Here is a 22,592-nt window from a genome sequence, read left to right as displayed (position 1 = left end):
TTCTTTACACTTGCACCCTTATTGCACCTGTACTTGGGCACCGCCCCAGAGCTTTTCCAGTTGGTAGAAATCGCGAAATTCATCCTGCATCACGTGCACGATGACGGATCCCATGTCCACCAGTACCCACTCACCGGTGAGTTCTCCTTCCACACTGAGCAGATCCAGCCCGGCGTGGCGTGCTTCGCTTGCCAGGTTATGGGCGATGGCGGTGACGTGGCGATTGGAGTTGCCGGAGCAGATGATCATGGTGTCCGTGATGCTGGACTTGCCGCGCACATCCAGGGTGATGATGTCGCGACCCTTCATGTCATCGATCTTGTCGACGATAAAGGCGAGTAATTCTTGGCCTTGCAATGTCTTCTCCTACTCTGTCCGGCGCGCTGCGTAACTGCAGGGCGGCGGATTATATCATGGTCATTCCCGTTTCCCAGTCCGGCAAAGGGGATGGCATCTTGGGCTGCCTCAAGGGAGGCGGGCCCTGTTGATCACTATAGTGCGCAACCTGCGTGGGCAATAGTCGCCCAGGCTCTCGCTGCGCCTCAGGGTGTCGGCTGATAGAGCCCGTGCTTGGCGATATGACTCGCAACCGAGGCCGGCAGCAGATACCTGGGATCCCGCCCTTCTGCCAGCAAGGTCCGCAGCCGGGTGGCTGAGAGCTCGATGGGCAGGTTGTCGCAAAGCCAGACTCGGCCATGGCGATGGCGATGGAAATCCTGTTTGTCCCGGCTTAGGCGGCGGCGGAGCAGATCCTCTATTTCGGCCGGGTAATCCGGCTGCCAGCCTGGACGGACGCTGACTACCAGATGGGCGTAAGCGAGCAGCTCCTGCCAGCGATGCCAGCTCGGCAGGCCGAGCAGGGAATCCATGCCCATCAGGAAGCAGAGCGGGGTATCAGGCAGTTCCTTTCGCAGCGCGATGAGGGTGTCGATGGTGTATGAGGGCTTGTCTCGTCCAAGCTCCCGCTCATCCACCACGAATCCCGGCGTCTCTGCCGCCGCCAGCCTGACCATGGCGAGGCGCTGTTCACTCGAGCAGAGAGGGCTGGCCCTGTGGGGCGGAATATGATTCGGCAGCAGGCGCACTTCGGCCAGATCCAGTGCCTCGCGGGCCTCGATGGCCGGGCGCAGATGACCGATATGGATGGGATCGAAGGTGCCTCCCAACAGGCCGATGGGGGGGGTCAGCACGATTGCGGCTCCAGCATCGGGAGCGGTGCGCCATCGCGAAAACCCAGTGCCAGGGTTTGCAGCATCAACCAGGCCTGTTCGGTGTCGAAGCGGCGCTGGGCGTCGTCGAGCCGGGCCATCAGTTGCCACAGCTGCTGTATTTTGGCGAAGGGCAACCGGGTCAGGGCCTGTTGAATCAGCTGCTGACGACTCTGCCAGATGCGCAGGCGGGAGAAGTGCTCCACCAGAGGCTGTCCCGCCCGAGCGGCCAGCGCCAGCTCGGTCAGCTGCTCGAGCTCGCGGCACAGGGTCCAGGCCAGCATGCCGGGTTCGGTGCCTTCGGCCCGCAGGGCCAGCAGGATGCGCTGGGCCCGGTTCACCTTGCCCTCCAGCAGGCAGTCGATGAGCTGGAAGGGGGTGAAGTGGGCATGACGGATGATGGTCTCCTGCAGATAGGCAACGCTGATGGGTTGGGGTGGGGAGAGCAGGGTCAGCTTCTCGATCTCCTGGCTCGCGGCCAGCAGGTTGCCTTCGTAGGCGTGGCACATGAAGTTGATCGCATCCGGCAGAGCCTTGAGGCCGAAGCGCTGGAAGCGGGCGCTCATCCAGCGCGGAAAGAAGCGGGGCTCGGGGTGATTGACCGGTACATAGGTGCCGAGCTGGCTCAGCTTGTCAAACCAGGCGGCCTTCATCTGGGTCTGGTTGAGGCGGTTGCCCGAGAGCACCAGCAGGAGATCGGGGTGCAACTGTTTGCCAATCTCGGTGATGCGGGCGGCGAGATCCTTGTCGACCTTGGCAGGCAGCTCAAGCTCGATGATCTGGCGGGCCGAGAAGAGGCTCATGGCCTGGCAGGCGTCGTAGACCTGATTCCAGTCCAGACCAGCCTCGACCACGAAGCTGTGGCGTTCATCGAAGCTCTGCTTGACGGCCACCTGACGAATGGCGTCAACGGCTTCCAGCTTGAGCAGTGGCTCGTCACCAAAAACGAGATAGCAGGGCTTTAGCCCTGCTTTGAGATGGTCTGCAAACTGCTCCGGATAGACTCTCATCAGGATGCTCGCATCAGAACTTGACCTGGCTGAGCTGGCGGATCACCAGATTTGCGGCCTGTTCCTGCATCTCCTTGCCGAGCTGCTCCTGCTCGCGGGAGGAGGCGAGGGCGGCATCCGGCTTGTTCAGGAAGCTGCGGTTGAAGGTGATGGGGAAGACCTGGGTTGGCTTGCCCGGTACAGTCACGGTGAACTGGGTGCTGTAGCCCAGCAGATATTCCCGATCCTGGCCGATGGAGTCGACGGAGGCGACCTGACTGCTGCTGCGCACGCCAGCCAGGGTCAGTACCGGAATGCCTTCCTTGTCAGCCAGTTCGACTCCGGCCGCCTTGAGACGAGTGGTCACCAGACGATAGAAGTCGCTCTTGTTGTCACCGACCACCTTCATGGTCATCAGCTCGGGGGGGATGGCGGTGCTGCGCATCTGAAAACCGCAGGCCTGCAGCAGCAGCCCCGCCAAGATGATGGCAATCCAGCGAGTAAAGGGCATGCCCATGAAAAATCCTCTTTGAAATCTTTGAACAACGGCGGGCGTCAGCCCGCCGTCATCATTCATGGATGTGCAGTGACCGAGGTTCGGTCCGCAATCATCAGTTTGCGACTATGTTGAGCAGCTTGCCCGGTACGTAGATCACCTTGCGTACGGTCAGGCCTTCGGTGAATTTCTGCACCGAGGCATCTGCCATGGCCAGCTTCTCGATGTCGGCCTGGTTGATCTCGGCCGGCACGGTCAGCTCACCACGCTTCTTGCCGTTGATCTGTACCACCACCAGCTTCTCGGTCTCGACCATGGCCGCTTCATCGGCCACCGGCCAACCGGTCACGTCGATGTCCCCTTCCTGGCCCAGCATCTTCCACAGCTCGAAGCCGATGTGCGGGGTGATGGGGTAGAGCATGACCACCACAGCCTCCAGCGCTTCCTGCATCAGGGCGCGGTCCTGCTCGTCGCTGCCGAGTCTGGCCAGGTTGTTCATCAGCTCCATGATGGCGGCGATGGCGGTGTTGAAGGTCTGACGGCGACCCACATCATCGCTCACCTTGGCGATGGTCTTGTGCAGCTCGCGGCGTACGGCCTTCTGCTCGCTGCTGAGCGCGGCCACATTCAGGGCCGGGGCTGCGCCAGCGCTGACGTGTTCGAAGGTAATGCGCCACAGGCGACGCAGGAAGCGCTGGGCACCCTCCACGCCGGAGTCGGACCACTCCAGGGTCATGTCGGCCGGGGAGGCGAACATCATGAACAGACGCACGGTATCGGCGCCGTAACGCTCCACCATCAGCTGGGGATCGATGCCGTTGTTCTTGGACTTGGACATCTTGGTCATGCCGGAGTGGATCACCTCGCGGCCTTCCAGATCGACGGCCTTGGTGATGCGGCCCTTGTCGTCACGCTCGATCTTGACGTCGAGGGGACTGACCCAGACGTTGCCGCCCTTCTCGTCCTTGTAGTAGAAGGCATCCGCCAGCACCATGCCCTGACAGAGCAGACGCTTGAACGGCTCGTCGCTGTTCACGAGACCCGCGTCGCGCAGCAGCTTGTGGAAGAAGCGGGCGTAGAGCAGGTGCATACAGGCGTGCTCGATGCCGCCGATGTACTGATCCACCGGCAGCCAGTGGTTGGCGGCCGCCGGATCCAGCATGCCCTTGTCGTAGTCCGGGGAGCAGTAGCGGGCGTAATACCAGGAGGACTCCATGAAGGTGTCGAAAGTATCGGTCTCGCGGAACGCTTCCTGGCCGTTGTAAGTGGTCTTGGCCCACTCGAGGTCGGCCTTGATGGGGCTCTGGATGCCGTCCATCACCACATCTTCCGGCAGCAGCACCGGCAGTTGATCTTCCGGGGTCGGCACCACGCTGCCGTCAGCCAGGGTCAGCATCGGGATGGGGGCACCCCAGTAGCGCTGACGGGAGACACCCCAGTCGCGCAGGCGGTAGTTGACGGTGCGCTTGCCACAACCCAGGCTCTCCAGCTTGGTGGCGATGGCATCGAAGGCGGCCTGGAACTCGAGGCCGTCGAACTCGCCGGAGTTGAACAGCACACCCTTGTCGGTGTAGGCGGCGGCGATGACGTCCGGGACGTCCCCCTCGGCGGGCTTGATGACGGGCTTGATCTCGAGGCTGTATTTGGTGGCGAACTCGTGGTCACGCAAGTCGTGGCCAGGTACCGCCATCACGGCGCCGGTGCCGTAGTTCATCAGCACGAAGTTGGCGACCCAGACCGGTACCTTGCGACCATCCAGGGGGTGAATGGCATAGAGGCCGGTGGCCATGCCCTTCTTCTCCATGGTCGCCATGTCCGCTTCGGCCACCTTGGTGTGCTTGCACTCTTCGATGAAGGCGGCAAGCGCCGGGTTGCCTTCGGCCGCCAGGGCTGCCAGAGGATGACCGGCGGCGATACCCACATAGGTCACGCCCATGAAGGTGTCGGGACGAGTGGTGTAAACCTCCAGGCTGTCAGCCTGACCGTCGACCTTGAAGCTGATGTTGACCCCTTCGGAGCGGCCAATCCAGTTGCGCTGCATGGTCTTGACCATCTCGGGCCAACCATCCAGGTTGTCGATATCGCTGAGCAACTCTTCGGCGTAGTCGGTGATCTTGATGAACCACTGGGGGATCTCCTTTTGCTCAACCGGGGTGTCACAACGCCAGCAGCAGTTGTCGATCACCTGCTCGTTGGCCAGCACCGTCATGTCGTTCGGGCACCAGTTGACGGAGGAGGTCTTCTTGTAGACCAGACCCTTCTCGTAGAGCTTGGTGAAGAACCACTGCTCCCAGCGGTAGTAATCCGGCTTGCAGGTGGCCAGTTCCCGATCCCAGTCATAGCCCAGACCCAGCATTTTCAGCTGGTTCTTCATGTATTCGATGTTTTCGTAGGTCCAGGGTGCCGGCGCGGTGTTGTTCTTGATGGCGGCGTTCTCGGCCGGCAGACCGAAGGCATCCCAGCCGATGGGTTGCAGCACGTTCTTGCCATTGAGGCGTTGATAACGGGAGATCACATCACCTATGGTGTAGTTGCGCACGTGCCCCATGTGTAGACGACCAGACGGATAGGGGAACATGGAAAGGCAGTAGAATTTCTCTTTGTCTACTTTTTCCACGGCCTTGAAGGTTTTCTTGGCATCCCAGTGCTGCTGCACTGCTGGTTCTATGGATTGGGGAACGTATTGCTCTTGCATTGGTGACATCCGGATCTGTGAAATGAATAGATAAATCAGCTGGGAAATCCCGATAGAATACCCATATCCTGCGGCGGCAACAACCGCCAGCATCCGCCGGATCTCGGGCCGGCCATGATCAGCGTGCAGCAGAGGAGTAACGGCCATGGACAAACAGCAAAAAGGGTACGAAGCCTTCATCGCCCAGCTCAAGAAGCAGTGGGAGGAGACGGAGGAGTTTCAGGGGGAACGCCTGAACCGGATGATCGCCAAGGTGCAGGCCTATCTGGAGGCAGCCAGCGATCTGACCCAGGATGAGCTGGCGCTGATCGCCGAGTACGTGAAACGCGATCTCGGCAACTATGACGAAGGCCGGGCCGAGGCCCCGGAATCTGCCTTCATGCTGGCGCTCAAGGACACCGCCTGGTCCTGGCTCGCGGATGTGACGGACCGTGCCCAGGTGGAGTGGCGCGAGCTCGCCGACGAGCTGGAGCACAAGGGCATCTACCGGGCCGGTGACTGGGTCGGGCTCGGCGTGCTGGTGTGCGATCACTGCGAGTGGCGCCACACCGTGCTGCACCCCGAGCGGCTCGGCACCTGTCCGGAGTGCGGGGCCAACGAGTATCACCGTGAACCGCTCTCTCCCTGAGCCATTATTGGCTGAGCCGATAGAAAAGAGGCGCCCATTGGGCGCCTCTTTTTATGGCTGGTTATCGGCCGGTTGGTACTCAGCCCTTGCGGGCCCAGGGGTGGGCGCGGGGGCGCAGGGCCAGGCCAAGGCCCAGCAGCAGGGCGGCGATGCCATACATGGGCCAGCTGCCAAAGCGCAGATAAGGAGTCTGGCCATGGGCCGGGCGCACCTCGGTTCTCAATACACCGGATTCGAACTGTGGGATCTGGGCGATGATGCTGCCGTCGATTTCGGTGACGATGGTGATGCCGGTGTTGGTGTCGCGCAGCAGCGGGCGGGCCAGCTCCAGGGCGCGCATGCGGGCGATCTCCATGTGCTGCCAGGGGCCGATGCTGGTGCCGAACCAGGCGTCGTTGGAGACGGTCAGCAGGAAGTCGGTGTCCGGCTGCACGTTGCGGCGCACCTCGTCCGGGAAGATGATCTCGTAGCAGATGGCAGCGGCGAACTTGAGCCCCTTGGCGATGAGGTTCGGCTGCATCTCGTCACCCCGGCTGAAGGAGGACATGGGCAGGTTGAAGAAGGGGGCGATGGGGCGCAGCAGATCTTCAAACGGCACGAACTCGCCGATGGGCAGCAGGTGGTACTTGTAGTAGCGGTTCTTGTGCTCGTAGTGGTAGGACTCCTTGCCTTCTGCATCCTGCACCCCCATGCCGAGCACGGTGTTGTAGAAGCGCTGCTGCTGCAGATCGTAGTGGATGATCCCTGCCAGCAGGCCGGTGTCATTGACCTTCATCGCCTTGTCCAGGCTCTCCAGATAGGTGCCCATCTCCTTCTCGATGGCGGGGATGGCGGACTCCGGCCAGACGATGATGTCGGCATCCTGATTCTCGCGGCTCAGATCCTGATAGGTGCGCACCGTGGGGATCAGCGCCTCTGGATCCCACTTGAGGGACTGGGCGATGTTGCCCTGCACCAGGGCCACCTTGACCGGCTCGCCCCGGGTTACCCAGTTCAGTTGCATCAGGGCGTGGGCGGTGCCCACCAGGGCGACGGGGAGCAGTAACCAGGCCGGTTTGCGGCTCTGCCATACCAGCCAGAGGGCGGAGGTGCACAGCAGCAGGGCCAGGGTGATGCCCTGCACCCCCAGGATGGGGGCGAAGCCCTTGAGGGGGCCGTCAATCTGGGTGTAGCCGAACCAGAGCCAGGGATAGCCGGTCATCACCCAGCCCCGCAGCCAGTCGGCCCCGAGCCAGAGCGCCGGGAAGGCGAGCAGCCAGCGGTTCCAGTGACGACCGCTGAAAAACCGCGCAAACAACCAGCAGGCCAGAGTCGGGTAGAGAGAAAGATAGGCACAAAGCCCGGCAAGCAGCACAAACGCTGCCGGCAGCGGGATACCGCCGAATTCCGTCATGCTGACGTGGATCCACCACTGGCCCGGCAGGAAGAGGCCCATGGCATAGCCGAAACCGCGCCAGGCCGCCTGGCGGGGACTGGCTTTGTCCAGCAGGGCATAGAGGCCGAGCAGCGAGAGGATCACCAGGGGCCAGTAGCCGAACGGGGAGAAGGCCAGGACGGCGATGGCACCGGAGGCCAGGGCGAAGAGGCTGGTCAGAAATTTGGATTTCACTGGGCTAGGGGCTCGAATTGGACTGAAAAAAGTTAAGTGGCCGACATCTTAACCGCAAACGCTGCCAACGGCGAGCCTCCCGGCGAGCGGCGCATCACAGGCAAGTGACGGGTGCGTGCTGAGGGAAAAGGAGGCCGGTCAGCATGACAAACGCCCCTTGGCAGGGGCGTTGAACATGCGATGCGCGGAGGGTGAATCAGGACTCCGGCTGGGCAGCCGCGTGATTCTCCGGGATCTTCACCTGCAACTGCTGCAGGCGACGCCGGTCCGCGTGCATCACCTTGAACAGGTAGCCGTCGAGTTCGATCTCCTCGCCCTTCTTCGGCAAGTGGCTGAAGGCGTGCATCACCAGACCGCCCACGGTATCGACCTCTTCGTCGCTGAACTGGGTGCCGAAGAAGTCGTTGAAGTCCTCGATCTCGGTGAGGGCACTGACGGAGAAGACCCGCTTGCTGATGCGGCGGATCTCTTCCGGCTCGTCCTCGATGTCATCGAACTCGTCGTCAATCTCGCCGACGATGAGTTCGAGGATGTCCTCGATGGTCACCAGACCGGAGACACCGCCAAATTCGTCCACCACGATGGCCATGTGGTAGCGCTCTTCCCGGAACTCCTTGAGCAGGCGATCGACCCGCTTGCTCTCCGGCACGATCACGGTGGGGCGCAGGATCTTCTCGAGCTGCAGGGGCTCGCTGGCATGCTGGCCACCGAAACCGAACGGCAACAGGTCCTTGGCGAGCAGTATGCCCTCCACATGATCCTTGTCTTCGTTGATCACCGGGAAGCGGGAGTGACCGGATTCGATGATGACCGGCAGGAACTCGTCCACCGGTTGGGACTTCTCGATGGTCACCATCTGGGAGCGGGGGATCATGATGTCGCGTACGCGCAGCTCGGCAATTTCGAGCACGCCCTCGATCATGTCCTTGGTGTCTTGATCGATGAGGTCTCGCTCTTCGGCATCGGCGATGACTTCCACCAGATCGTTGCGGTCTTTTGGCTCGCCCTGGAAGAGTTGGCTGAGCTTGTCGAGCCAGGTTTTCTTCGGCGAGCCGGTACTAGGGTGATCGTCGGTCATTTTCTCTCTTGGTTACTCGTGTGAACACAGGATCGTTGTCTTGGCACTATATGAGGATGGCAACAGCCTGTTTCAATCAGGTGACCATCCCCATGGCCTTACTCTTCGTCGTCGAGGTAGGGATCGGGGATGCCCATCTCCTGCAGAATGTCGCGCTCGAGCTGCTCCATCTCCTCGGCCTCCTCGTCCTCGATATGGTCATAACCTAGCAGATGCAGACTGCCGTGCACAACCATATGGGCCCAGTGTGACATGAGGGGTTTGTTCTGCTCGATCGCCTCGGCTTCCACCACCTGGCGACAGATCACCAGATCCCCGAGCAGGGGCAGTTCCAGGCCTGGAGGGGCCTCGAACGGGAAGGAGAGCACGTTGGTGGGCTTGTCCTTGCCGCGATAGGTGTGGTTGAGCTCACGGCTCTCCGCCTCGTCCACCAGCCGCACCGTCACCTCGGCCTCGTCCTGGAAACCCAGGATGGTGCTCTCGAGCCAGCCTTGCAACTGGGCTTCGGTGGGCAATCCTTCGGCGTTGGCACAGGCCAGTTGCAGATCCAGGGTCAGGCTCATTGGGCATTCTCTTGCTTGATGTGGGTGGCGGCCTTGTCGGCTGCCTGTTGGGCGTCGAACGCCTCGTAGGCCTGCACGATGCGGGCCACTACGGGGTGACGCACCACGTCTTTGGACTCGAAGAAGTTGAAGGAGAGGCCATCGACCCCCTGCAGCACTTCCAGGGCGTGGCGAAGACCGGACTTGGTGCTGCGGGGCAGATCCACCTGGGTGATGTCGCCGGTGACCACCGCCTTGGAGTTGAAGCCGATGCGGGTCAGGAACATCTTCATCTGTTCCGTGGTGGTGTTCTGAGCCTCATCCAGAATGATGAAGGCATCGTTCAGGGTGCGACCGCGCATGTAGGCAAGCGGCGCCACCTCGATGATGTTGCGCTCCATCAGCTTCTCCACCCGCTCGAAGCCCAGCATCTCGAACAGGGCGTCGTAGAGGGGGCGCAGGTAAGGATCCACCTTCTGGGAGAGATCGCCCGGCAGGAAGCCGAGCTTTTCGCCCGCTTCCACCGCCGGACGGGTCAGCAGAATGCGGCGGATCTCCTGGCGCTCCAGGGCGTCCACCGCGGCGGCCACCGCCAGATAGGTCTTGCCGGTACCGGCCGGGCCGATGCCGAAGCTGATGTCGTGACGCACTATATTGGCGATGTACTGGGCCTGGTTCGGGCTCCTCGGCTTGATGAGGCCACGCTTGGTCTTGACGGTGACCTCCTTGCCATAGGGCAGGCTGGGGGCCTCTTCCTCGTTCTGCTCCAATACCCGGGACTCCTGCACCGCCAGGTGCACCATCTCCGGGGTGATGTCGCTCACCTTGCCGCCCTTGAGGGGCTGGGTTTCCACATAGAGATGCTTGAGGATGACGGCGGCGGCATCGATCTGCGCCTGCTTGCCGAGCAGCTGGAAGTGGTTGTCACGGTAGCTGATCTCGACGCCGAGGCGACGCTCCAGCTGCTTGAGATTGTCGTCGAAGGGTCCGCACAGGCTGGCCAGCCGCTGGTTGTCGGCGGGTTCAAGGTGCAGGTTCAGGGTCGCGATATGTCGGCTCAAGTTGACCTCGTCTCAAGGCGCTTCCCCCGCAGGGGAAGGGCGATTAATGGGGAGTGAAGGCCGCAACGCCCAGGGGATCGGGGACGTTGTCGGGGCGACGGGCCAGGATCTCGCTCGGCGCCGTGGCGATGCGCAGGTTCATCTCGTCCTCGCCGCGGATGAAACGGCCGCGCAGGGAGAAGGGGCGCACGTCGGTGATCTCCACGTCGGCGAAGCCGCCGATGAGGCGGTGGGAGCCCTCGAAGTTGACCACCCGGTTGTTCTCGGTGCGGCCAGAGAGCTGCATGGGATCCATCTTGGAGGGCCCTTCCACCAGGATGCGCTGCACCGAACCCAGCATGGCGCGGCCGATGAGCATGGACTGGTGGTTGATCTGGTTCTGCAGCCGGGTGAGGCGAGCCTTCTTCACCTCCATGTCCACATCGTCCGGCAGATCCGCGGCCGGAGTGCCGGGGCGCGGGCTGTAGATGAAGCTGAAGCTCATGTCGAAGTTGATCTCCTCGATAAGCTTCATGGTGGCCTCGAAGTCCTCGTCGGTCTCGTTCGGGAAGCCGACGATGAAGTCCGAGCTCATGGTGATGTCGGGGCGCACGCGACGCAGGCGACGGATCTTGGACTTGTACTCCAACACGGTGTGGGGACGCTTCATCATGGTCAGGATGCGATCCGAGCCGCTTTGCACCGGCAGGTGCAGGAAGCTGACCACCTCGGGGGTATCCCGATAGACCTCGATGATGTCGTCGGTGAACTCGATGGGGTGGCTGGTGGTGTAGCGAATGCGGTCGATGCCGTCGATGGCGGCCACCAGTCTGAGCAGCTCGGCGAAGGTGCAGTCATCCCCCTCGAAGGTCGGGCCGCGATAGGCGTTGACGTTCTGGCCGAGCAGGTTGACCTCGCGCACCCCCTGCTGGGCGAGCTGGGCGATTTCGTAGAGCACGTCGTCCAGCGGCCGGCTCACCTCTTCACCACGGGTGTAAGGCACCACGCAGAAGGAGCAGTACTTGGAGCAGCCCTCCATGATGGAGACGAAGGCGGTGGCCCCCTCGGCGCGCGGTTCCGGCAGGTTGTCGAACTTCTCTATCTCGGGGAAGGCGATGTCCACCTGGGCGCCATGGCCCTCCTGCACCTGCTTGATCATGGCGGGCAGGCGATGGAGAGTCTGGGGGCCAAACACGATGTCCACGTAGGGGGCGCGTTTTCTCAGGTTATCCCCTTCCTGGGAGGCGACGCAGCCGCCAACCCCGATCACCAGACCCGGTTTCTTGGCCTTGAGCTTCTTCCAGCGACCGAGCAGGTGGAACACCTTCTCCTGGGCCTTCTCGCGGATGGAACAGGTGTTCAGCAGCAGGACGTCCGCCTCTGCGGGCTCCTCGGTCAGCTGATAACCATGGCTGGCGTCCAACAGGTCCGCCATCTTGGACGAGTCGTACTCGTTCATCTGGCAGCCCCAGGTCTTGATATGAAGTTTCTTGCTCATCGCTACTCTTGACTGTTTTTGCTATCGACGGGGTCAAAGGACCGGGCATTTTACTCCGCAATGGCGGGGCTGACTAGTTAATATCCGGCAGGCCCATGGGCTGGCTGGCCGCGCCAACAGTGGCTTTGTCTCTGATTGGGCACGGCAATTCGCCGCTTCTCTCACTGTTTATCCCCCCTCCTTGCGCTATCATGCCTCCATTCGGTTTAGCCCCGCCGTGGGTTTGCGGGGCGCCCATTTCAGGAAGTACGTCATGGAACATTGCGATATCGCCATCGTCGGCGCGGGCATGGTGGGGGCCGCCACCGCCTGCCTGCTGGCGGCAGAGGGGCTCTCCGTTCGGGTCATCGAGACCCGGTTGCCCGAGCCCTATGCCCCCGAGCAGCCGCTGGATCTGCGGGTCTCCGCCATCAGTCAGGCCTCGGTGGGCCTGCTGGCCCAGGCGGGGGCCTGGCAGGCATTGCAGCAGATGCGGCTGTGCCCCTATCGCCGGCTGGAGACCTGGGAGCTGGACGGCTTTGCCACCCGCTTCGATGCCGCCACCCTGGGGCTGCCCCAGCTTGGCTACATCATCGAGAATCGACTGGTGCAGCTCGCCCTGCTCAACAGAATGGACGATTTTCCCAACATCCAGACCCATACCCCGGCGGCGGTGCAGCGCCTCACCCAGGAGAGTGAGCACGCGACCCTGCTGCTGGATGATGGCACCGAGTTGCGGGCGCGCTGGGTGCTGGCCTGTGACGGTGCTGAATCCCACACCCGTCGGCTCGCCGGCATCGGCGTGTCACGCTTCGAGTACCGCCAGCACTGCATGCTGATCAATATCGACACCGACTTTGCGCAAGAAGACATCACCTGGCAGCAGTTCACCCCGAGCGGCCCGCGTGCCTTCCTGCCGCTGCCCGGCCAGCACGGCTCCCTGGTGTGGTACGACAGTCCGGCCCGGATCCGCGCCCTCTCGGCCATGAGCAACGAGGCACTGACCGCCGAGGTGCGTCGCCACTTCCCGGCCCGGCTCGGCGGCTTCACCGTCACCGGTAAAGGCAGTTTTCCCCTGGTGCGCCGCCACGCCAACGACTATCACGCCGGCCGGGTGGTGCTGCTCGGGGATGCGGCCCACACCATCAATCCCCTGGCGGGGCAGGGGGTCAACCTCGGTTTCAAGGATGTGGCCTGCTGGGTGGAACTGCTCGCCAGGGCGGGAAGCGACTGGCATGAGATGGCGCTGGCCGAACGCTACGCGCGTCGCCGTCGTCCGGACAACCTGCTGATGCAGTCGGGGATGGATCTCTTCTACGGGGTCTTCAGCAACGAGATTGGGCCGCTGCGCTTTGCTCGCAACCTGGCGCTCAGTCTGGCGGACAAGGCGGGCCCCCTCAAGGAGATGGCGCTGCGCTATGCGCTGGGGCTGGTCTAGATGGCAGTGAGTTCCACTGTTTTATTTGCATTTGGTGAATTATAAGTCTTAAGGATTGATGGATTTAGTGTTTTATATGGCTGCAGGCCGCGCCGCTGATGATGTCAGCAGACGCGAGGGCTGAACGATATCTCACCATACGGGAGCACATCATGAACAAGGCACTGCTGGTCATCGACTTTATCAACGACATCGCGCACCCGGACGGGCGCATCGCCGCCTCGGCGGCCCATGTGGTGGAGCAGGATGCCATCGCTCACGCCAATCAGGCGCTGGCCCATGCTCGGGCCCAGGGCTGGCTGGTGATCCTCATCAAGGTGGGCTTCGACGCCGGTTACCAGTTGCAGCCGAAGGACTCCCCCATGTTCGGGCGGGCCAAGCAGTTTGGCGCCCTGTCGCTGGCGGGCAGCGGCACCGACTTTCACCCCGAGCTGGATGTGCAGCCCGGCGATCTGGTGCTGACCAAGCCGAGGGTCAGCCCCTTCTACGGCACGGCGCTGGAGCCTGCCCTGCGGGCCAACCGGATCGATCACCTCTATCTGTGCGGGGTCAGCACCAGCTGGGCCATCCAGGCCGCCACCCGGGATGGACACGACAGGGATTACGCCATCACCATTCTGGAGGACGCCTGCGCCGCCGCCGATGCCATGGATCATCACGGCTCCTTGCGCCAGCTTGGGCGCATCGCCGAGATCATCAAGGTGGATCAGCTGAGCTGAGGCCGCCCCTGTCCCGCCCTGTTGGTCTGAAACGGCACGGCGGCTATTGATACCGCGCGCATTTCGGGCAACATGGTGACACACCGCTGACCACAAGGATGAGGACATGCGTTATCAGGGCAGGATAGTGAGTTGGAACGCGTCGCGGGGCTTTGGCTTTATCAAGCCGGAGTCGGGGGCCCAGGGGGTGGGCAGCGAGGCGCAAGGGACGCCGGATCTCTTCGTGCACGCCTCGGCGCTCAACCATGATGGCGGGCCCCCCAAGGTGGGGGAGCGAGTCTCTTATCTGCTCGGGACCGGCAAGGACGGCAAGCCCTGCGCCCAGCAGGTGTTCTTCCCCGAGCGGCCCCTGTCCCTTGCCGATGGCTTCACCCCCGCCCCAGAACGATCGGCGCCGCGGCGCAACGAGTCGGTCAGGGTCACTGCACCAGCGACGGCGCGGCCCCGTCCCACCTACAGGCGCAAGAGCAACTGGCGGGGCAAGCTGATCCCCCTGCTGGTGCTGGCGGGCCTGTTTTCCCTCTATTCCCGCTTCTCGGTCGAGTCACCCTCCCCCCTGCCGGCTTCCTCGCCCATGAGTGCTGAGGTCAATGCTTTCGATAGCGCCCCGTCGGCTCCCACCTTTATCAAACAATGCGACGGCAGGCAGTACTGCTCCCAGATGACCTCGTGCGAGGAGGCCACCTGGTTTTTGCAAAATTGCCCCAATACCAAGATGGATGGCCACGGCAGAGGCAACGGCATTCCCTGCGAAAGCCAGTGGTGTGGCCACTGAGCGACCCAGGCTCGCGGGAGAAACGGTCAGCCGACCTGGGCTGACTGACCTGTTTGATTGACGAGAGTGGCCGCAATGGCAGAGTCCTCATGCCTCATGCCTCATGCCTCATGCCTCAGGTGGCAGATCTGATCTGCGGGTGGGCCGCCTTGACCAGCGCCAGAAACTGATCCCGGATGGGATCGGCGAAGGTCGAATTCCACACCAGGCTGATTCCCCACTGTGAATAGGGGCCGAAGAGGGGGTAGAGGGTGACGTCAGGCCCGGCGATAAAGCTGACGCTGCGGGGCAGGATGGCGTTGCCGATCCCGGCGGCGACCAGGGCCACCAGGGTCTGGATGTCCTCCGCCTCCTGAATGACGCCGGTCAGCCGGTTGGCGCCGAGGTAGTTGGCGATCTGCTGGGTGAGGCCGGGGCAACGATGGCCCACCATCTGCAGCAGGGGTTGCTCTACCAGCGCCTTCTCCACCTCGAAGGCGGCGGGATCCGGCCCTATCAGCTGGGTGGGGACCGCCAGCACCAGGCTGTCCGTCAGCAACCTGTGTTCGTGCAGCTGTGGCGCCTGCGGCCTTCGCATGAAACCGACCTGCAACTGGCCGGAGAGCAGCATCTCGTGCTGGATGGCGGAGGGCATGTCCTGCAGATGTACCATCACCTCGGGAACCTGCTGCTTGAAGCGGGCCACCAGGGAGGGCGCCAGCACGAAGCTCGACAGGCCGAATCCCATCTTGAGCCGTCCGGCGAGGCCGCTCGCCAGCGCCAGGGCATGGCGTTCGAACTCCCTGCCATGATCGACCAAGGCGAGGGCCTGGCTGAGCAGCTGCACGCCGATGGCGGTCAGCTCGGCGCCGTGGCGACCCCGGTTGAACAAGGTGCTACCAAGGGCCAGCTCCAGTCCCTGGATCTGCTTGGTGAGCGCCGGCTGGGTGATGAACAGCCGGTTGGCGGCCTCCCGGTAGTTGGCCGTCTCCGCCAGGGTCACGAATGCGTGCAACTGCCTCAGATCGAATTTCATTCCGTTTGGTTATCCATTCCGTTTGATTATCAAATGTGGCGATTTAGTGATTATAAATTATCTATTTGCCTTGTTCTAATGGTGTCGCAGCGGGCCGGAGGTCGGCCTGAACGGGGAACGAGGAGTCACACCATGCAAAGCGAACGCTATCTGTTTTTAATCAAGGGCAGCCTCATCATGGCCCAGCCGCTGGCGGCGGCCGAGACGGGGGAGCTGTTGACCAGCCTGTTGTCGCAAGGCTTCGTGGTCGCTCCCCTACTGGTGTGGGCGAGCGACACCGAGCAGGCCCTGGCCTGTTACGAGGGGAGGGCCCAGCGGCAGGCGTTGGTCACTTCGCTGTCCGGTGTCGACCCCGTGCTGGCGGGGGCGACGACATGAGTGTCATCGTGCTGCGGGCCAAGGCCCTGCTGCTGGACATGGATGGCACCCTGATCAAGTCGACCGCAGGCGTGGAGACCGTATGGCGACAGTGGTGCCAGCACCACGGGCTGGCGCCCGAGCCCGTGCTCGCCATGTGCCACGGCGTGCGGGCCAGGGAGATCATCGAGGCGCTGGCGCCCTGGCTGGACATGGAGCAGGAGATGGCGCGGCTGGATGAGCTGGAGTTGCGACACGGGGGCGTGGCCGAACCCATCGAGGGAGTGAGCGCCCTGCTCCATGGCCTGCCCGCCGCTCGCTGGGCCCTGGTCACCTCCGCCAGCAAGCGGGTGGCTCGGGGTCGACTCACCGATGCCGGCCTGCCGCAGCCGGGGTTGATGGTGGGTGGGGATGACGTGGTGCGGGGCAAACCGGATCCCGAGCCCTATCTGCTGGCAGCCACCCGCCTTGGTCTGGATCCCGCCGATTGCCTGGTGTTCGAGGACGCACCGGCGGGCATCGCCAGCGCTTTGCAGGCCGGTTGCCGGGTGGTGCAGGTCGGGGGAACTCGCCTGCACCATGACCGGGCGAGCGGCTGGATCCCTGACTGGCGGCGAGTGCAGGTCACGGATGAGGTCGAGGGCCTGCGGTTGATGCTGTCTGAGCAGTGTGAACCGCTGCCCAGTTGAATTGCGGCAGATGATGCTGTGGTAAAGGAGGCCATCAACCGAATGGATCAGAGGCTGAGTGGCCGGGTAGGCACGGGATTATCCTGCTCGTCATCGGGATGTTGCTCCACCCGGTTGCGGCCGTTGCGCTTGGCCTGATAAAGCGCCTTGTCCGCCCCTGAGAGCAGTCTGTCGAGGCTATAGGGGCCGCCCTGCTGGCAGATGATGCCGATGCTGACGGTGGCGCTGACCCCCTGCTGGTCCTCATCCCTGACGCTCAGTGCGGCCACCTGCTCACGCAGCCGCTCGACCACCTCCAGCGCCTGGGGCCGGGTGGTCGCCGGCAGCAACACCACAAACTCCTCCCCCCCGAGGCGGGCGAACAGATCCCCCTTGCGCAAGTGCTGGCGAACGGTATCGCTGAAGGCCTTGAGCAAGGCATCACCCGCTTCGTGGCCATGGTTGTCGTTGATGCGCTTGAAGTTGTCCAGATCCAGCATGCAGACCGCGACGGATTGCTGTCGCAGCGCCTGGTGCGCCAGCATGGTCTGGGCCTGGGGCCAGAAGCCGGTGCGGTTGAGGGCGCCGGTCAGGTGATCGTGATGGGCCAGATATTCCATCTTGCTCAGCAGGGCGTTGCGGGCGGCCATGATGCTGGCGGCGGTGAGGGGGGTGAGGGCGATCAGCATGAGGCCGATGCGGACCGAGAACATCCAGTACTGGGTCTGGGCGTCGTGATTGATGGTCAGATAGCCGCTGGAGAGCGCGATCAGGGTCAGGGTGCTGAAGCACAGGGAGAGCAGGGTGGTGCTGAACAACGAATAGCTGACGGCGCACCAGAGCAGGGCGGGCACCGGGAAGACGATGGAGCCGGGCCCCTCGATCAGCAGGGCCAGCAGCAGGGTGGCCAAGAAGCTCAGCAGCGGCAGCAGCTTGCTCCACGAGATGTCTGGCCGATAGAAGTCGGTGCGCCACCGGGTCATGACGGCGAGCGAGGGCAGGGCCAGGATGACTGGCAAGATGGCCATGTAGTTGACCAGCTCGCTGGCAAACCAGAAGCCGAGTCCGTAGAGGATGTCACCGCTGAACAGGACTGGGTTGATGAAGGCGCCGACCAGGCCGGCGGCGAGGGAGGCGGCAATGGTGATCAGCAGCAAATAGACGATGGAGGTCGGGCGTCTGAGGCGGATATCCTCGTGATCAAGGCGGCGAAACAGCAGATAACCGACGCCGACCCCCGCCAGGTTGCCCAGGGTCAACAGGGCCGTCTTGATGGCACTGTCATCGGTGAAGAGGGCGGCGATGAGGTAGCCTGCGATCCCGCCGAGCCAGCCTGCCGGTGAGGCCAGCCGCGGGTAGCGCAACATGATGCCGAGCAGAACCGCATTGGCAGGCCAGAAGGCGGCCAGCAGCTCGGGGGGGCGGGTGAAGATGCCGATGAGGGAAAACAGGCAGACCAGGGCGGTGACCCAGAGCAGGGCGTAGAGTGGGAAGAGTCTGGATGGCACACTCTGTGGGCGGCTCTCTTTCATGAGACTCTCCTCATCTTGGTCGGGTGTCATGAGTATGGGGGCAAGTCAGAGGCGACGGGGGTAAATCAGTGGAAAGCCTCCCCCGAGGGGGAGGCTTGAGTCAATCAACCGAATACGCGGAAGCGAACGTCGTCACCGATAAAGGTCTTGTCACCGGCCGCCTGCTTGATGCTGCCAAAGGGCATCTGGGCGCGCAGTTTCCAGCTGGCTGGCAGGTCCCATTGCTGGCGTACCGCATCGTCGATCAGCGGGTTGTAGTGTTGCAGGGTGGCACCAATCCCTTCCTGGGCCAGGGCGGTCCAGACGGTGAACTGGGCGATACCGGTGGAGTGTTCGGACCAGACGGGGAAGTTGTCGGCATAGAGCGCAAACTGCTCTTGCAGCCCCTTGACGACATCGGTGTCTTCAAAGAAGAGCACGGTACCAAAGCCGGCGCGGAAGCAGCCGTCGACCTTGCCTTCACTCTGGGCATAGGCTTCGGGCGGCACAATCTTTTTCAGCTCGGCCTTGACGAGATCCCACACCTTGTGGTGCTGCTCGCCGAACAGGATGACGGCGCGTGAGCTTTGGGAGTTGAAGGCGGAAGGGCTCTGCTTGATGGCCTCCTGGATCAGGGCGGTCAGCTGGGCCGGGGTTTGAGAAACCTGGTCACCCAGGGCATAGATGGAACGACGTACCTTGATCTGTTCGATAAATGGACTGCTCATAACATCTCCTTTGTTTGATAAACCATCAAACCAGTGGCGGCCAAAGAGGCCGTCTGGCTCCGATTTCTCGAGTGATCGACTATAACACCTTCCGCACAATAAGCCGTCAACGCTGGGTAATGACTGTTTCTACTTTTTATGAATATTCACATGACAAAACCGGAAATTGCGGCCGGGATAAACAATGTCGCTTTTATCAATAAACGGAGACGTTAATGATTTCAATCAATTAATTGGAAGCATATTTCACCATAGAATCGAGCCAGTATCATATTTTATAGAGGGCGGCATGGCTGGCGGGATCATCAAAAAACGTTACTACATACTGACCCCGCTCTCCTTCTTCCTCGGTGCTCTGGTGCTCATCTCCACCTTGCTGCTGGCCATGGCCAGCTACCTGCGCAGCATCGACAAGACGGTGGCTGGCTATGAGCAGATGCTCGCCTCCATCGATGCCACCCTGATCCAGGAGATGGTGCTGGACAACCAGCGTCAGCTCGCCGTGCTGGAGGCGTCACTGGACAAACAGGCCATCGCTAGGGGCGAGTCGGCCGTTAATCCTATCTGGGCCATCGCCCACCAGTTCAAGCACGACGCTCACTATCTCTACTTCTACAACGCCCGCTTTGGCGAGATCAGCAGCTACCCCGCCAGGGCCTTGCCCATGTATTACGATCCGCGACAACGACCCTGGTACCAAGCCATGAACAGCGACAGCGACGAGCTGATCTGGTTTGGCCCTTATCAGGACTTCAACTCCGACAATCAGAGTCTGACTCTGATCAAGCGAGTCGAAGGGGATGGCAAGCTACTGGGCCTGCTGATGGTGGACCTATCGTTTGACAGCTTGCAAAAAGCGCTGCACCGGGCCATGGGGGATGAGCAGGTCGCCATCTACCTCACGGCGCGCAAGACTGGCCAGGTCATAGTGGGGGACAACTTGGGTTTGATTCCGGCAGTGCAGGACGAAAACGCGGAGCCGGGGGCCCTCGGGCTGAACGTTATCCGACATGGCCGTCACCTCAAGACCGAGCTGGCCGATGTGGGCTGGGACCTCAATATCTACCTGCCACCGGCCCAGTTTCACGATAGCTTGCGGGAGACATTGCTGATGGTGGTGCTGCCCCTGCTGGCACTGCTCGTTCTCTGGCTCTGCAGCCTGATCTTCCTGGTGCGGATATTCCGCCAGGAGCAGGCGCTGGTGGAAGGCTCGCTGCAAGGCATCATGCAAAACACGGCCATGGCGAACACTCCTGGCCGGCCCAGAACCTGGTTCGTGCACGATAGCCTGGGCGGCCTCGATGAGGTCAGAACCAGCTTGCTGCAAGGGCAGGATGCCCTGTTGCACGATCCTCTCACCGGCATCATGAACCGGCGCGCCTTCGATGAGTACAGGTGCAAGCTCGAGCAGGCGGGCACGCCCTACTGGCTGGTGTTGATCGACGTGGATCGCTTCAAGCGGATCAATGACAACTGGGGACATGGCGTCGGGGATGCTGTGCTTTACCGCATCGCTACCATATTGGCCCGGACTCTTGGGGATGAGCAGGTATACCGTATCGGCGGTGATGAGTTTGCCGCTATTTTGCTCTGGGATCGCCACGAGGTTGAATCCCGGCTGACCCACCTCCTCGCTAGGGTGCGAGGGCTGAAGTGGCGCGAGTTCAAGGAGTCCATCACCCTGAGCGCGGGAGGGGCGCACTACCCGGACACAGAGGGTTGCCTGTTTGAACGGGCCGACGAGTATCTGTATCGGAGCAAGCATCAAGGAAGAGACTGCTGGCACCTGCCTGCCGCGCGGGATCAGCCCCTCGAGGGAGGGGTCGTGACAGTATCTGTCCGAGCGTGATGAAGCAAAAATAGGCAGTGGCAAATGGAAAGTGGGTCACAGGGGGGATAATTTCCACTGTGACCTTTTTTTTTAATGAATTTTCAAATGGTTAACCTGTTTAATTTAACAGCGTCGCAGAGCAGAGACAGTCTGTTGGCCGATGGCATGCTGCTTGTCCCAGTAGCGGAGCGTCCGGCGCTTTGTATAGTGCAGGAAAATAATCAATCAGGTTTGACAGGAGTACTCCATGGACGCGAAAAAACACGGCATGGGCGCGATGGCGCTGTTGGGAGCACTGATGCTGGCCAGCGGTGCGGCGCAGGCTTCGGAAACCCTCAATACCATACTCGGCGGCGGGGCCGGCGGGGTGGCGGGCACCATGATAGGCAAGCAGCTCGGTGGTGACACCGGTGCCCTGGTGGGGGCCGCCCTCGGTGGTGCGGCTGGTGGCGCGGCGACCGCCGACAGAGGCAACAAGAACGAGGCCGCCCTTGGCGGTGCGGTCGGTGCCCTGGGTGGCGCCGCCATCGGCAAGAGCGTGGGGGGGGATACCGGCCGCCTGATCGGGGCCGGCATCGGCGGTGCCGGTGGCTCCGCCATCGGTGCCCGTACCGGTGACGGTCACGAGAGCAAGAACGATCGCTATTACGACGACAGGCGCTATCACAAGCACCACAAGAAGTACAAGAAACACCGCAAGCACAGATGGCATGACGATGACTGATTGCATCTGCACATGAAAAAAGGGGCCCTTGGCCCCTTTTTTGATCCCGGCCCTCAGACCAGGCGGTGCTGACGGCGCCCCAGAGAGAAGGCGTTGATATTGTCGATCAGCTGATCCGCGAGGCGCTGCATCGACTCATCGCTGGCCCAGGCCACGTGGGGGGTCAGGATGAAGTTCGGGTATTGCAGGGCCCGCATCAGGGGATGATCCGGCGGGGGCGGCTCCTGACTCACCACATCGAAGCCGGCGCCACCGAGCCGACCGTTGGCCAGCGCCATCAGCAATGCCTGTTCATCCACCAGGCCACCGCGCCCCACGTTGATGAGCAGGGCGCCCGGTTTCATCATGGCCAGCTCCCGCTCACCGATGAGGTGACGGGTATAGGGGGTCAGCGGACAGTGCAGGCTGATGACATCCGAACTCTGCAGCAGGGTCTCAAGGGGCAGGCGGTCATCGTCTCCGGGCGCCCCGACCTGGCTCTGGGCGTAGAAGACCTCCATGCCGATGGCGCTGGCCCGTTGACCCAGGGCCTGGCCCAGGGTGCCCTTGCCGATGATGCCAAGACGCTTGCCGTGAAGATCCGAGATGGGGTGATCGAAGAAACAGAACTGGCCGCTCTGCTGCCAGCGGCCTTCCAGCAGGGACTGGCGCCAGGCGAACAGATTGCGCGACAGGGCCAGCATCAGCGCCATGGCATGTTCGGGCACCGAGGGGCCCGAGTAGTTGCGAATGTTGCACACCGCGACCTGAGCCGCGCGGCAGGCGTCCAGATCCAGGTTGTCGCTGCCGGTGGCCGCCAGGGCGATCAACTTTAAATCCGGCAGCCTGGCCAGCTCGGCGGCGCCGATGCGCACCTTGTTGATGATGGCGATGCTGGCGCACTGGAGTCGCTCCACCACCTGATCCGGCGCAGTGCGGGGGTAGCTTTGCCAGTGATGGGGAAAATCTGGGCGACCCAGCTTGATGCCGGCGTCCAGGGTGTCGCTGTCGAGAAACACGATTTGCTGCATGAAGCCTCCTGCCATTGATGAGGCCATGATGCCAAAAAGGGGGGCAGGCTGACC

General features: G+C 62.4%; 22 protein-coding genes. 8 read left to right on the top strand and 14 right to left on the bottom strand.

Going from position 1 to position 22,592, the window contains the following annotated elements:
* Nucleotides 1–18 precede the first annotated feature (18 nt).
* The 5 genes from rsfS to leuS form a co-directional block, all read right to left on the bottom strand.
* Nucleotides 19–357, bottom strand: a complete 339-nt coding sequence (gene rsfS, locus ABNP46_RS15885) for a ribosome silencing factor (protein ID WP_349919125.1) — start codon at nucleotides 355–357, stop codon at nucleotides 19–21.
* Nucleotides 358–542: 185 nt separating this feature from the next.
* Entirely contained in the window at nucleotides 543–1,190 is a 648-nt protein-coding gene (nadD, locus tag ABNP46_RS15880; protein WP_349919123.1) for a nicotinate-nucleotide adenylyltransferase, read from the bottom strand.
* Nucleotides 1,184–2,218 carry a DNA polymerase III subunit delta gene (holA, locus tag ABNP46_RS15875; RefSeq protein ID WP_349919121.1) on the bottom strand — a complete coding sequence of 345 codons (1,035 nt, stop codon included), beginning with the start codon at nucleotides 2,216–2,218 and terminating at the stop codon, nucleotides 1,184–1,186. The genes nadD and holA overlap by 7 nt, the downstream gene beginning before the upstream one ends.
* 13 nt (nucleotides 2,219–2,231) lie before the next feature.
* Complete coding sequence (gene lptE / locus ABNP46_RS15870; protein ID WP_349919119.1) at nucleotides 2,232–2,714, bottom strand: LPS assembly lipoprotein LptE; 483 nt, start codon at nucleotides 2,712–2,714, stop codon at nucleotides 2,232–2,234.
* A gap of 94 nt (nucleotides 2,715–2,808) precedes the next feature.
* Nucleotides 2,809–5,388, bottom strand: a complete 2,580-nt coding sequence (gene leuS / locus ABNP46_RS15865; RefSeq protein ID WP_349919117.1) for a leucine--tRNA ligase — start codon at nucleotides 5,386–5,388, stop codon at nucleotides 2,809–2,811.
* 145 nt (nucleotides 5,389–5,533) lie between these two features.
* On the opposite strand from leuS, the gene ABNP46_RS15860 reads away from it, so the two are divergent.
* Nucleotides 5,534–6,016, top strand: coding sequence for a zinc ribbon-containing protein (locus ABNP46_RS15860; RefSeq protein ID WP_349919115.1), 483 nt, complete (start codon nucleotides 5,534–5,536; stop codon nucleotides 6,014–6,016).
* Between the two features lie 79 nt (nucleotides 6,017–6,095).
* Here ABNP46_RS15860 and lnt read toward each other — a convergent pair whose 3' ends face one another.
* The 5 genes from lnt to miaB form a co-directional block, all read right to left on the bottom strand.
* The gene (lnt, locus tag ABNP46_RS15855) at nucleotides 6,096–7,625 is read right to left on the bottom strand and encodes an apolipoprotein N-acyltransferase (protein WP_349919113.1); all 1,530 of its coding nucleotides are present in this window, start codon (nucleotides 7,623–7,625) and stop codon (nucleotides 6,096–6,098) included.
* Nucleotides 7,626–7,821: 196 nt separating this feature from the next.
* Nucleotides 7,822–8,703 (bottom strand): CNNM family magnesium/cobalt transport protein CorC, encoded by an 882-nt coding sequence (gene corC / locus ABNP46_RS15850; protein ID WP_349919112.1) that lies wholly within the window; start codon nucleotides 8,701–8,703, stop codon nucleotides 7,822–7,824.
* A 98-nt stretch (nucleotides 8,704–8,801) separates the two neighbouring features.
* Entirely contained in the window at nucleotides 8,802–9,266 is a 465-nt protein-coding gene (gene ybeY, locus ABNP46_RS15845; RefSeq protein ID WP_349919110.1) for an rRNA maturation RNase YbeY, read from the bottom strand.
* Nucleotides 9,263–10,306, bottom strand: a complete 1,044-nt coding sequence (locus ABNP46_RS15840) for a PhoH family protein (RefSeq protein WP_349919108.1) — start codon at nucleotides 10,304–10,306, stop codon at nucleotides 9,263–9,265. Before ABNP46_RS15840 ends, ybeY begins: the two co-directional genes overlap by 4 nt.
* Nucleotides 10,307–10,349: 43 nt before the next feature.
* Nucleotides 10,350–11,783, bottom strand: coding sequence for a tRNA (N6-isopentenyl adenosine(37)-C2)-methylthiotransferase MiaB (gene miaB, locus ABNP46_RS15835; protein WP_349919106.1), 1,434 nt, complete (start codon nucleotides 11,781–11,783; stop codon nucleotides 10,350–10,352).
* 253 nt (nucleotides 11,784–12,036) lie between these two features.
* Between miaB and ABNP46_RS15830 the strand changes: the two genes are divergently transcribed.
* From ABNP46_RS15830 to ABNP46_RS15820, 3 genes are all read left to right on the top strand, one after another.
* A complete protein-coding gene (locus ABNP46_RS15830; RefSeq protein WP_349919104.1) occupies nucleotides 12,037–13,200 on the top strand; it encodes an FAD-dependent monooxygenase in 1,164 nt (387 codons plus the stop codon).
* A 152-nt stretch (nucleotides 13,201–13,352) separates the two neighbouring features.
* Complete coding sequence (locus ABNP46_RS15825; RefSeq protein ID WP_349919102.1) at nucleotides 13,353–13,919, top strand: cysteine hydrolase family protein; 567 nt, start codon at nucleotides 13,353–13,355, stop codon at nucleotides 13,917–13,919.
* A 106-nt stretch (nucleotides 13,920–14,025) separates the two neighbouring features.
* Nucleotides 14,026–14,694, top strand: coding sequence for a cold-shock protein (locus tag ABNP46_RS15820; protein ID WP_349919100.1), 669 nt, complete (start codon nucleotides 14,026–14,028; stop codon nucleotides 14,692–14,694).
* A gap of 115 nt (nucleotides 14,695–14,809) precedes the next feature.
* On the opposite strand, the gene ABNP46_RS15815 is transcribed toward ABNP46_RS15820, so the two are convergent.
* Nucleotides 14,810–15,709: a LysR family transcriptional regulator gene (locus ABNP46_RS15815; protein WP_349919098.1), complete on the bottom strand. Its 900-nt coding sequence runs from the start codon at nucleotides 15,707–15,709 to the stop codon at nucleotides 14,810–14,812.
* A gap of 132 nt (nucleotides 15,710–15,841) precedes the next feature.
* On the opposite strand from ABNP46_RS15815, the gene ABNP46_RS15810 reads away from it, so the two are divergent.
* Nucleotides 15,842–16,087: a hypothetical protein gene (locus ABNP46_RS15810; RefSeq protein ID WP_349919096.1), complete on the top strand. Its 246-nt coding sequence runs from the start codon at nucleotides 15,842–15,844 to the stop codon at nucleotides 16,085–16,087.
* Nucleotides 16,084–16,755, top strand: a complete 672-nt coding sequence (locus ABNP46_RS15805; RefSeq protein WP_349919094.1) for an HAD-IA family hydrolase — start codon at nucleotides 16,084–16,086, stop codon at nucleotides 16,753–16,755. Before ABNP46_RS15810 ends, ABNP46_RS15805 begins: the two co-directional genes overlap by 4 nt.
* A 47-nt stretch (nucleotides 16,756–16,802) precedes the next feature.
* Here the strand turns inward: ABNP46_RS15805 and ABNP46_RS15800 are convergent, their stop codons facing one another.
* Together ABNP46_RS15800 and ABNP46_RS15795 are read right to left on the bottom strand one after the other, a co-directional pair.
* A complete protein-coding gene (locus ABNP46_RS15800; protein ID WP_349919093.1) occupies nucleotides 16,803–18,266 on the bottom strand; it encodes a GGDEF domain-containing protein in 1,464 nt (487 codons plus the stop codon).
* 104 nt (nucleotides 18,267–18,370) lie between these two features.
* Nucleotides 18,371–18,973 (bottom strand): nitroreductase family protein, encoded by a 603-nt coding sequence (locus tag ABNP46_RS15795; RefSeq protein ID WP_349919091.1) that lies wholly within the window; start codon nucleotides 18,971–18,973, stop codon nucleotides 18,371–18,373.
* A gap of 289 nt (nucleotides 18,974–19,262) precedes the next feature.
* Here ABNP46_RS15795 and ABNP46_RS15790 point away from each other — a divergent pair, with 289 nt between their 5' ends.
* Together ABNP46_RS15790 and ABNP46_RS15785 are read left to right on the top strand one after the other, a co-directional pair.
* Nucleotides 19,263–20,822 carry a sensor domain-containing diguanylate cyclase gene (locus ABNP46_RS15790; RefSeq protein ID WP_349919090.1) on the top strand — a complete coding sequence of 520 codons (1,560 nt, stop codon included), beginning with the start codon at nucleotides 19,263–19,265 and terminating at the stop codon, nucleotides 20,820–20,822.
* A gap of 229 nt (nucleotides 20,823–21,051) precedes the next feature.
* Entirely contained in the window at nucleotides 21,052–21,528 is a 477-nt protein-coding gene (locus ABNP46_RS15785; RefSeq protein WP_349919089.1) for a glycine zipper domain-containing protein, read from the top strand.
* Between the two features lie 53 nt (nucleotides 21,529–21,581).
* On the opposite strand, the gene ABNP46_RS15780 is transcribed toward ABNP46_RS15785, so the two are convergent.
* Entirely contained in the window at nucleotides 21,582–22,538 is a 957-nt protein-coding gene (locus ABNP46_RS15780; RefSeq protein WP_349919087.1) for a D-2-hydroxyacid dehydrogenase, read from the bottom strand.
* Nucleotides 22,539–22,592: the final 54 nt, after the last annotated feature.

Origin of the sequence: Aeromonas veronii (assembly GCF_040215105.1) — a bacterium.
In the GTDB taxonomy this organism is placed as follows: Bacteria; Pseudomonadota; Gammaproteobacteria; order Enterobacterales; family Aeromonadaceae; genus Aeromonas; species Aeromonas veronii_G.
The sequence above is the reverse complement of the archived record's forward strand: the minus strand, read 5'-3'. Positions and strand labels throughout refer to the sequence as shown.

What these genes read in the sequence shown, in the direction of transcription:
- ABNP46_RS15860 (WP_349919115.1), top strand. Translation starts at nt 5,534, where the DNA reads ATGGACAAACAGCAAAAAGGGTACGAAGCCTTCATCGCCCAGCTCAAG.
- ABNP46_RS15830 (WP_349919104.1), top strand. Translation starts at nt 12,037, where the DNA reads ATGGAACATTGCGATATCGCCATCGTCGGCGCGGGCATGGTGGGGGCC.
- holA (WP_349919121.1), bottom strand. Translation starts at nt 2,218, where the DNA reads ATGAGAGTCTATCCGGAGCAGTTTGCAGACCATCTCAAAGCAGGGCTA.
- ABNP46_RS15820 (WP_349919100.1), top strand. Translation starts at nt 14,026, where the DNA reads ATGCGTTATCAGGGCAGGATAGTGAGTTGGAACGCGTCGCGGGGCTTT.
- ABNP46_RS15785 (WP_349919089.1), top strand. Translation starts at nt 21,052, where the DNA reads ATGGACGCGAAAAAACACGGCATGGGCGCGATGGCGCTGTTGGGAGCA.
- ABNP46_RS15800 (WP_349919093.1), bottom strand. Translation starts at nt 18,266, where the DNA reads ATGAAAGAGAGCCGCCCACAGAGTGTGCCATCCAGACTCTTCCCACTC.
- ABNP46_RS15790 (WP_349919090.1), top strand. Translation starts at nt 19,263, where the DNA reads ATGGCTGGCGGGATCATCAAAAAACGTTACTACATACTGACCCCGCTC.
- ybeY (WP_349919110.1), bottom strand. Translation starts at nt 9,266, where the DNA reads ATGAGCCTGACCCTGGATCTGCAACTGGCCTGTGCCAACGCCGAAGGA.
- ABNP46_RS15805 (WP_349919094.1), top strand. Translation starts at nt 16,084, where the DNA reads ATGAGTGTCATCGTGCTGCGGGCCAAGGCCCTGCTGCTGGACATGGAT.
- ABNP46_RS15795 (WP_349919091.1), bottom strand. Translation starts at nt 18,973, where the DNA reads ATGAGCAGTCCATTTATCGAACAGATCAAGGTACGTCGTTCCATCTAT.
- corC (WP_349919112.1), bottom strand. Translation starts at nt 8,703, where the DNA reads ATGACCGACGATCACCCTAGTACCGGCTCGCCGAAGAAAACCTGGCTC.
- ABNP46_RS15815 (WP_349919098.1), bottom strand. Translation starts at nt 15,709, where the DNA reads ATGAAATTCGATCTGAGGCAGTTGCACGCATTCGTGACCCTGGCGGAG.
- ABNP46_RS15780 (WP_349919087.1), bottom strand. Translation starts at nt 22,538, where the DNA reads ATGCAGCAAATCGTGTTTCTCGACAGCGACACCCTGGACGCCGGCATC.
- ABNP46_RS15825 (WP_349919102.1), top strand. Translation starts at nt 13,353, where the DNA reads ATGAACAAGGCACTGCTGGTCATCGACTTTATCAACGACATCGCGCAC.
- leuS (WP_349919117.1), bottom strand. Translation starts at nt 5,388, where the DNA reads ATGCAAGAGCAATACGTTCCCCAATCCATAGAACCAGCAGTGCAGCAG.
- miaB (WP_349919106.1), bottom strand. Translation starts at nt 11,783, where the DNA reads ATGAGCAAGAAACTTCATATCAAGACCTGGGGCTGCCAGATGAACGAG.
- lptE (WP_349919119.1), bottom strand. Translation starts at nt 2,714, where the DNA reads ATGGGCATGCCCTTTACTCGCTGGATTGCCATCATCTTGGCGGGGCTG.
- ABNP46_RS15810 (WP_349919096.1), top strand. Translation starts at nt 15,842, where the DNA reads ATGCAAAGCGAACGCTATCTGTTTTTAATCAAGGGCAGCCTCATCATG.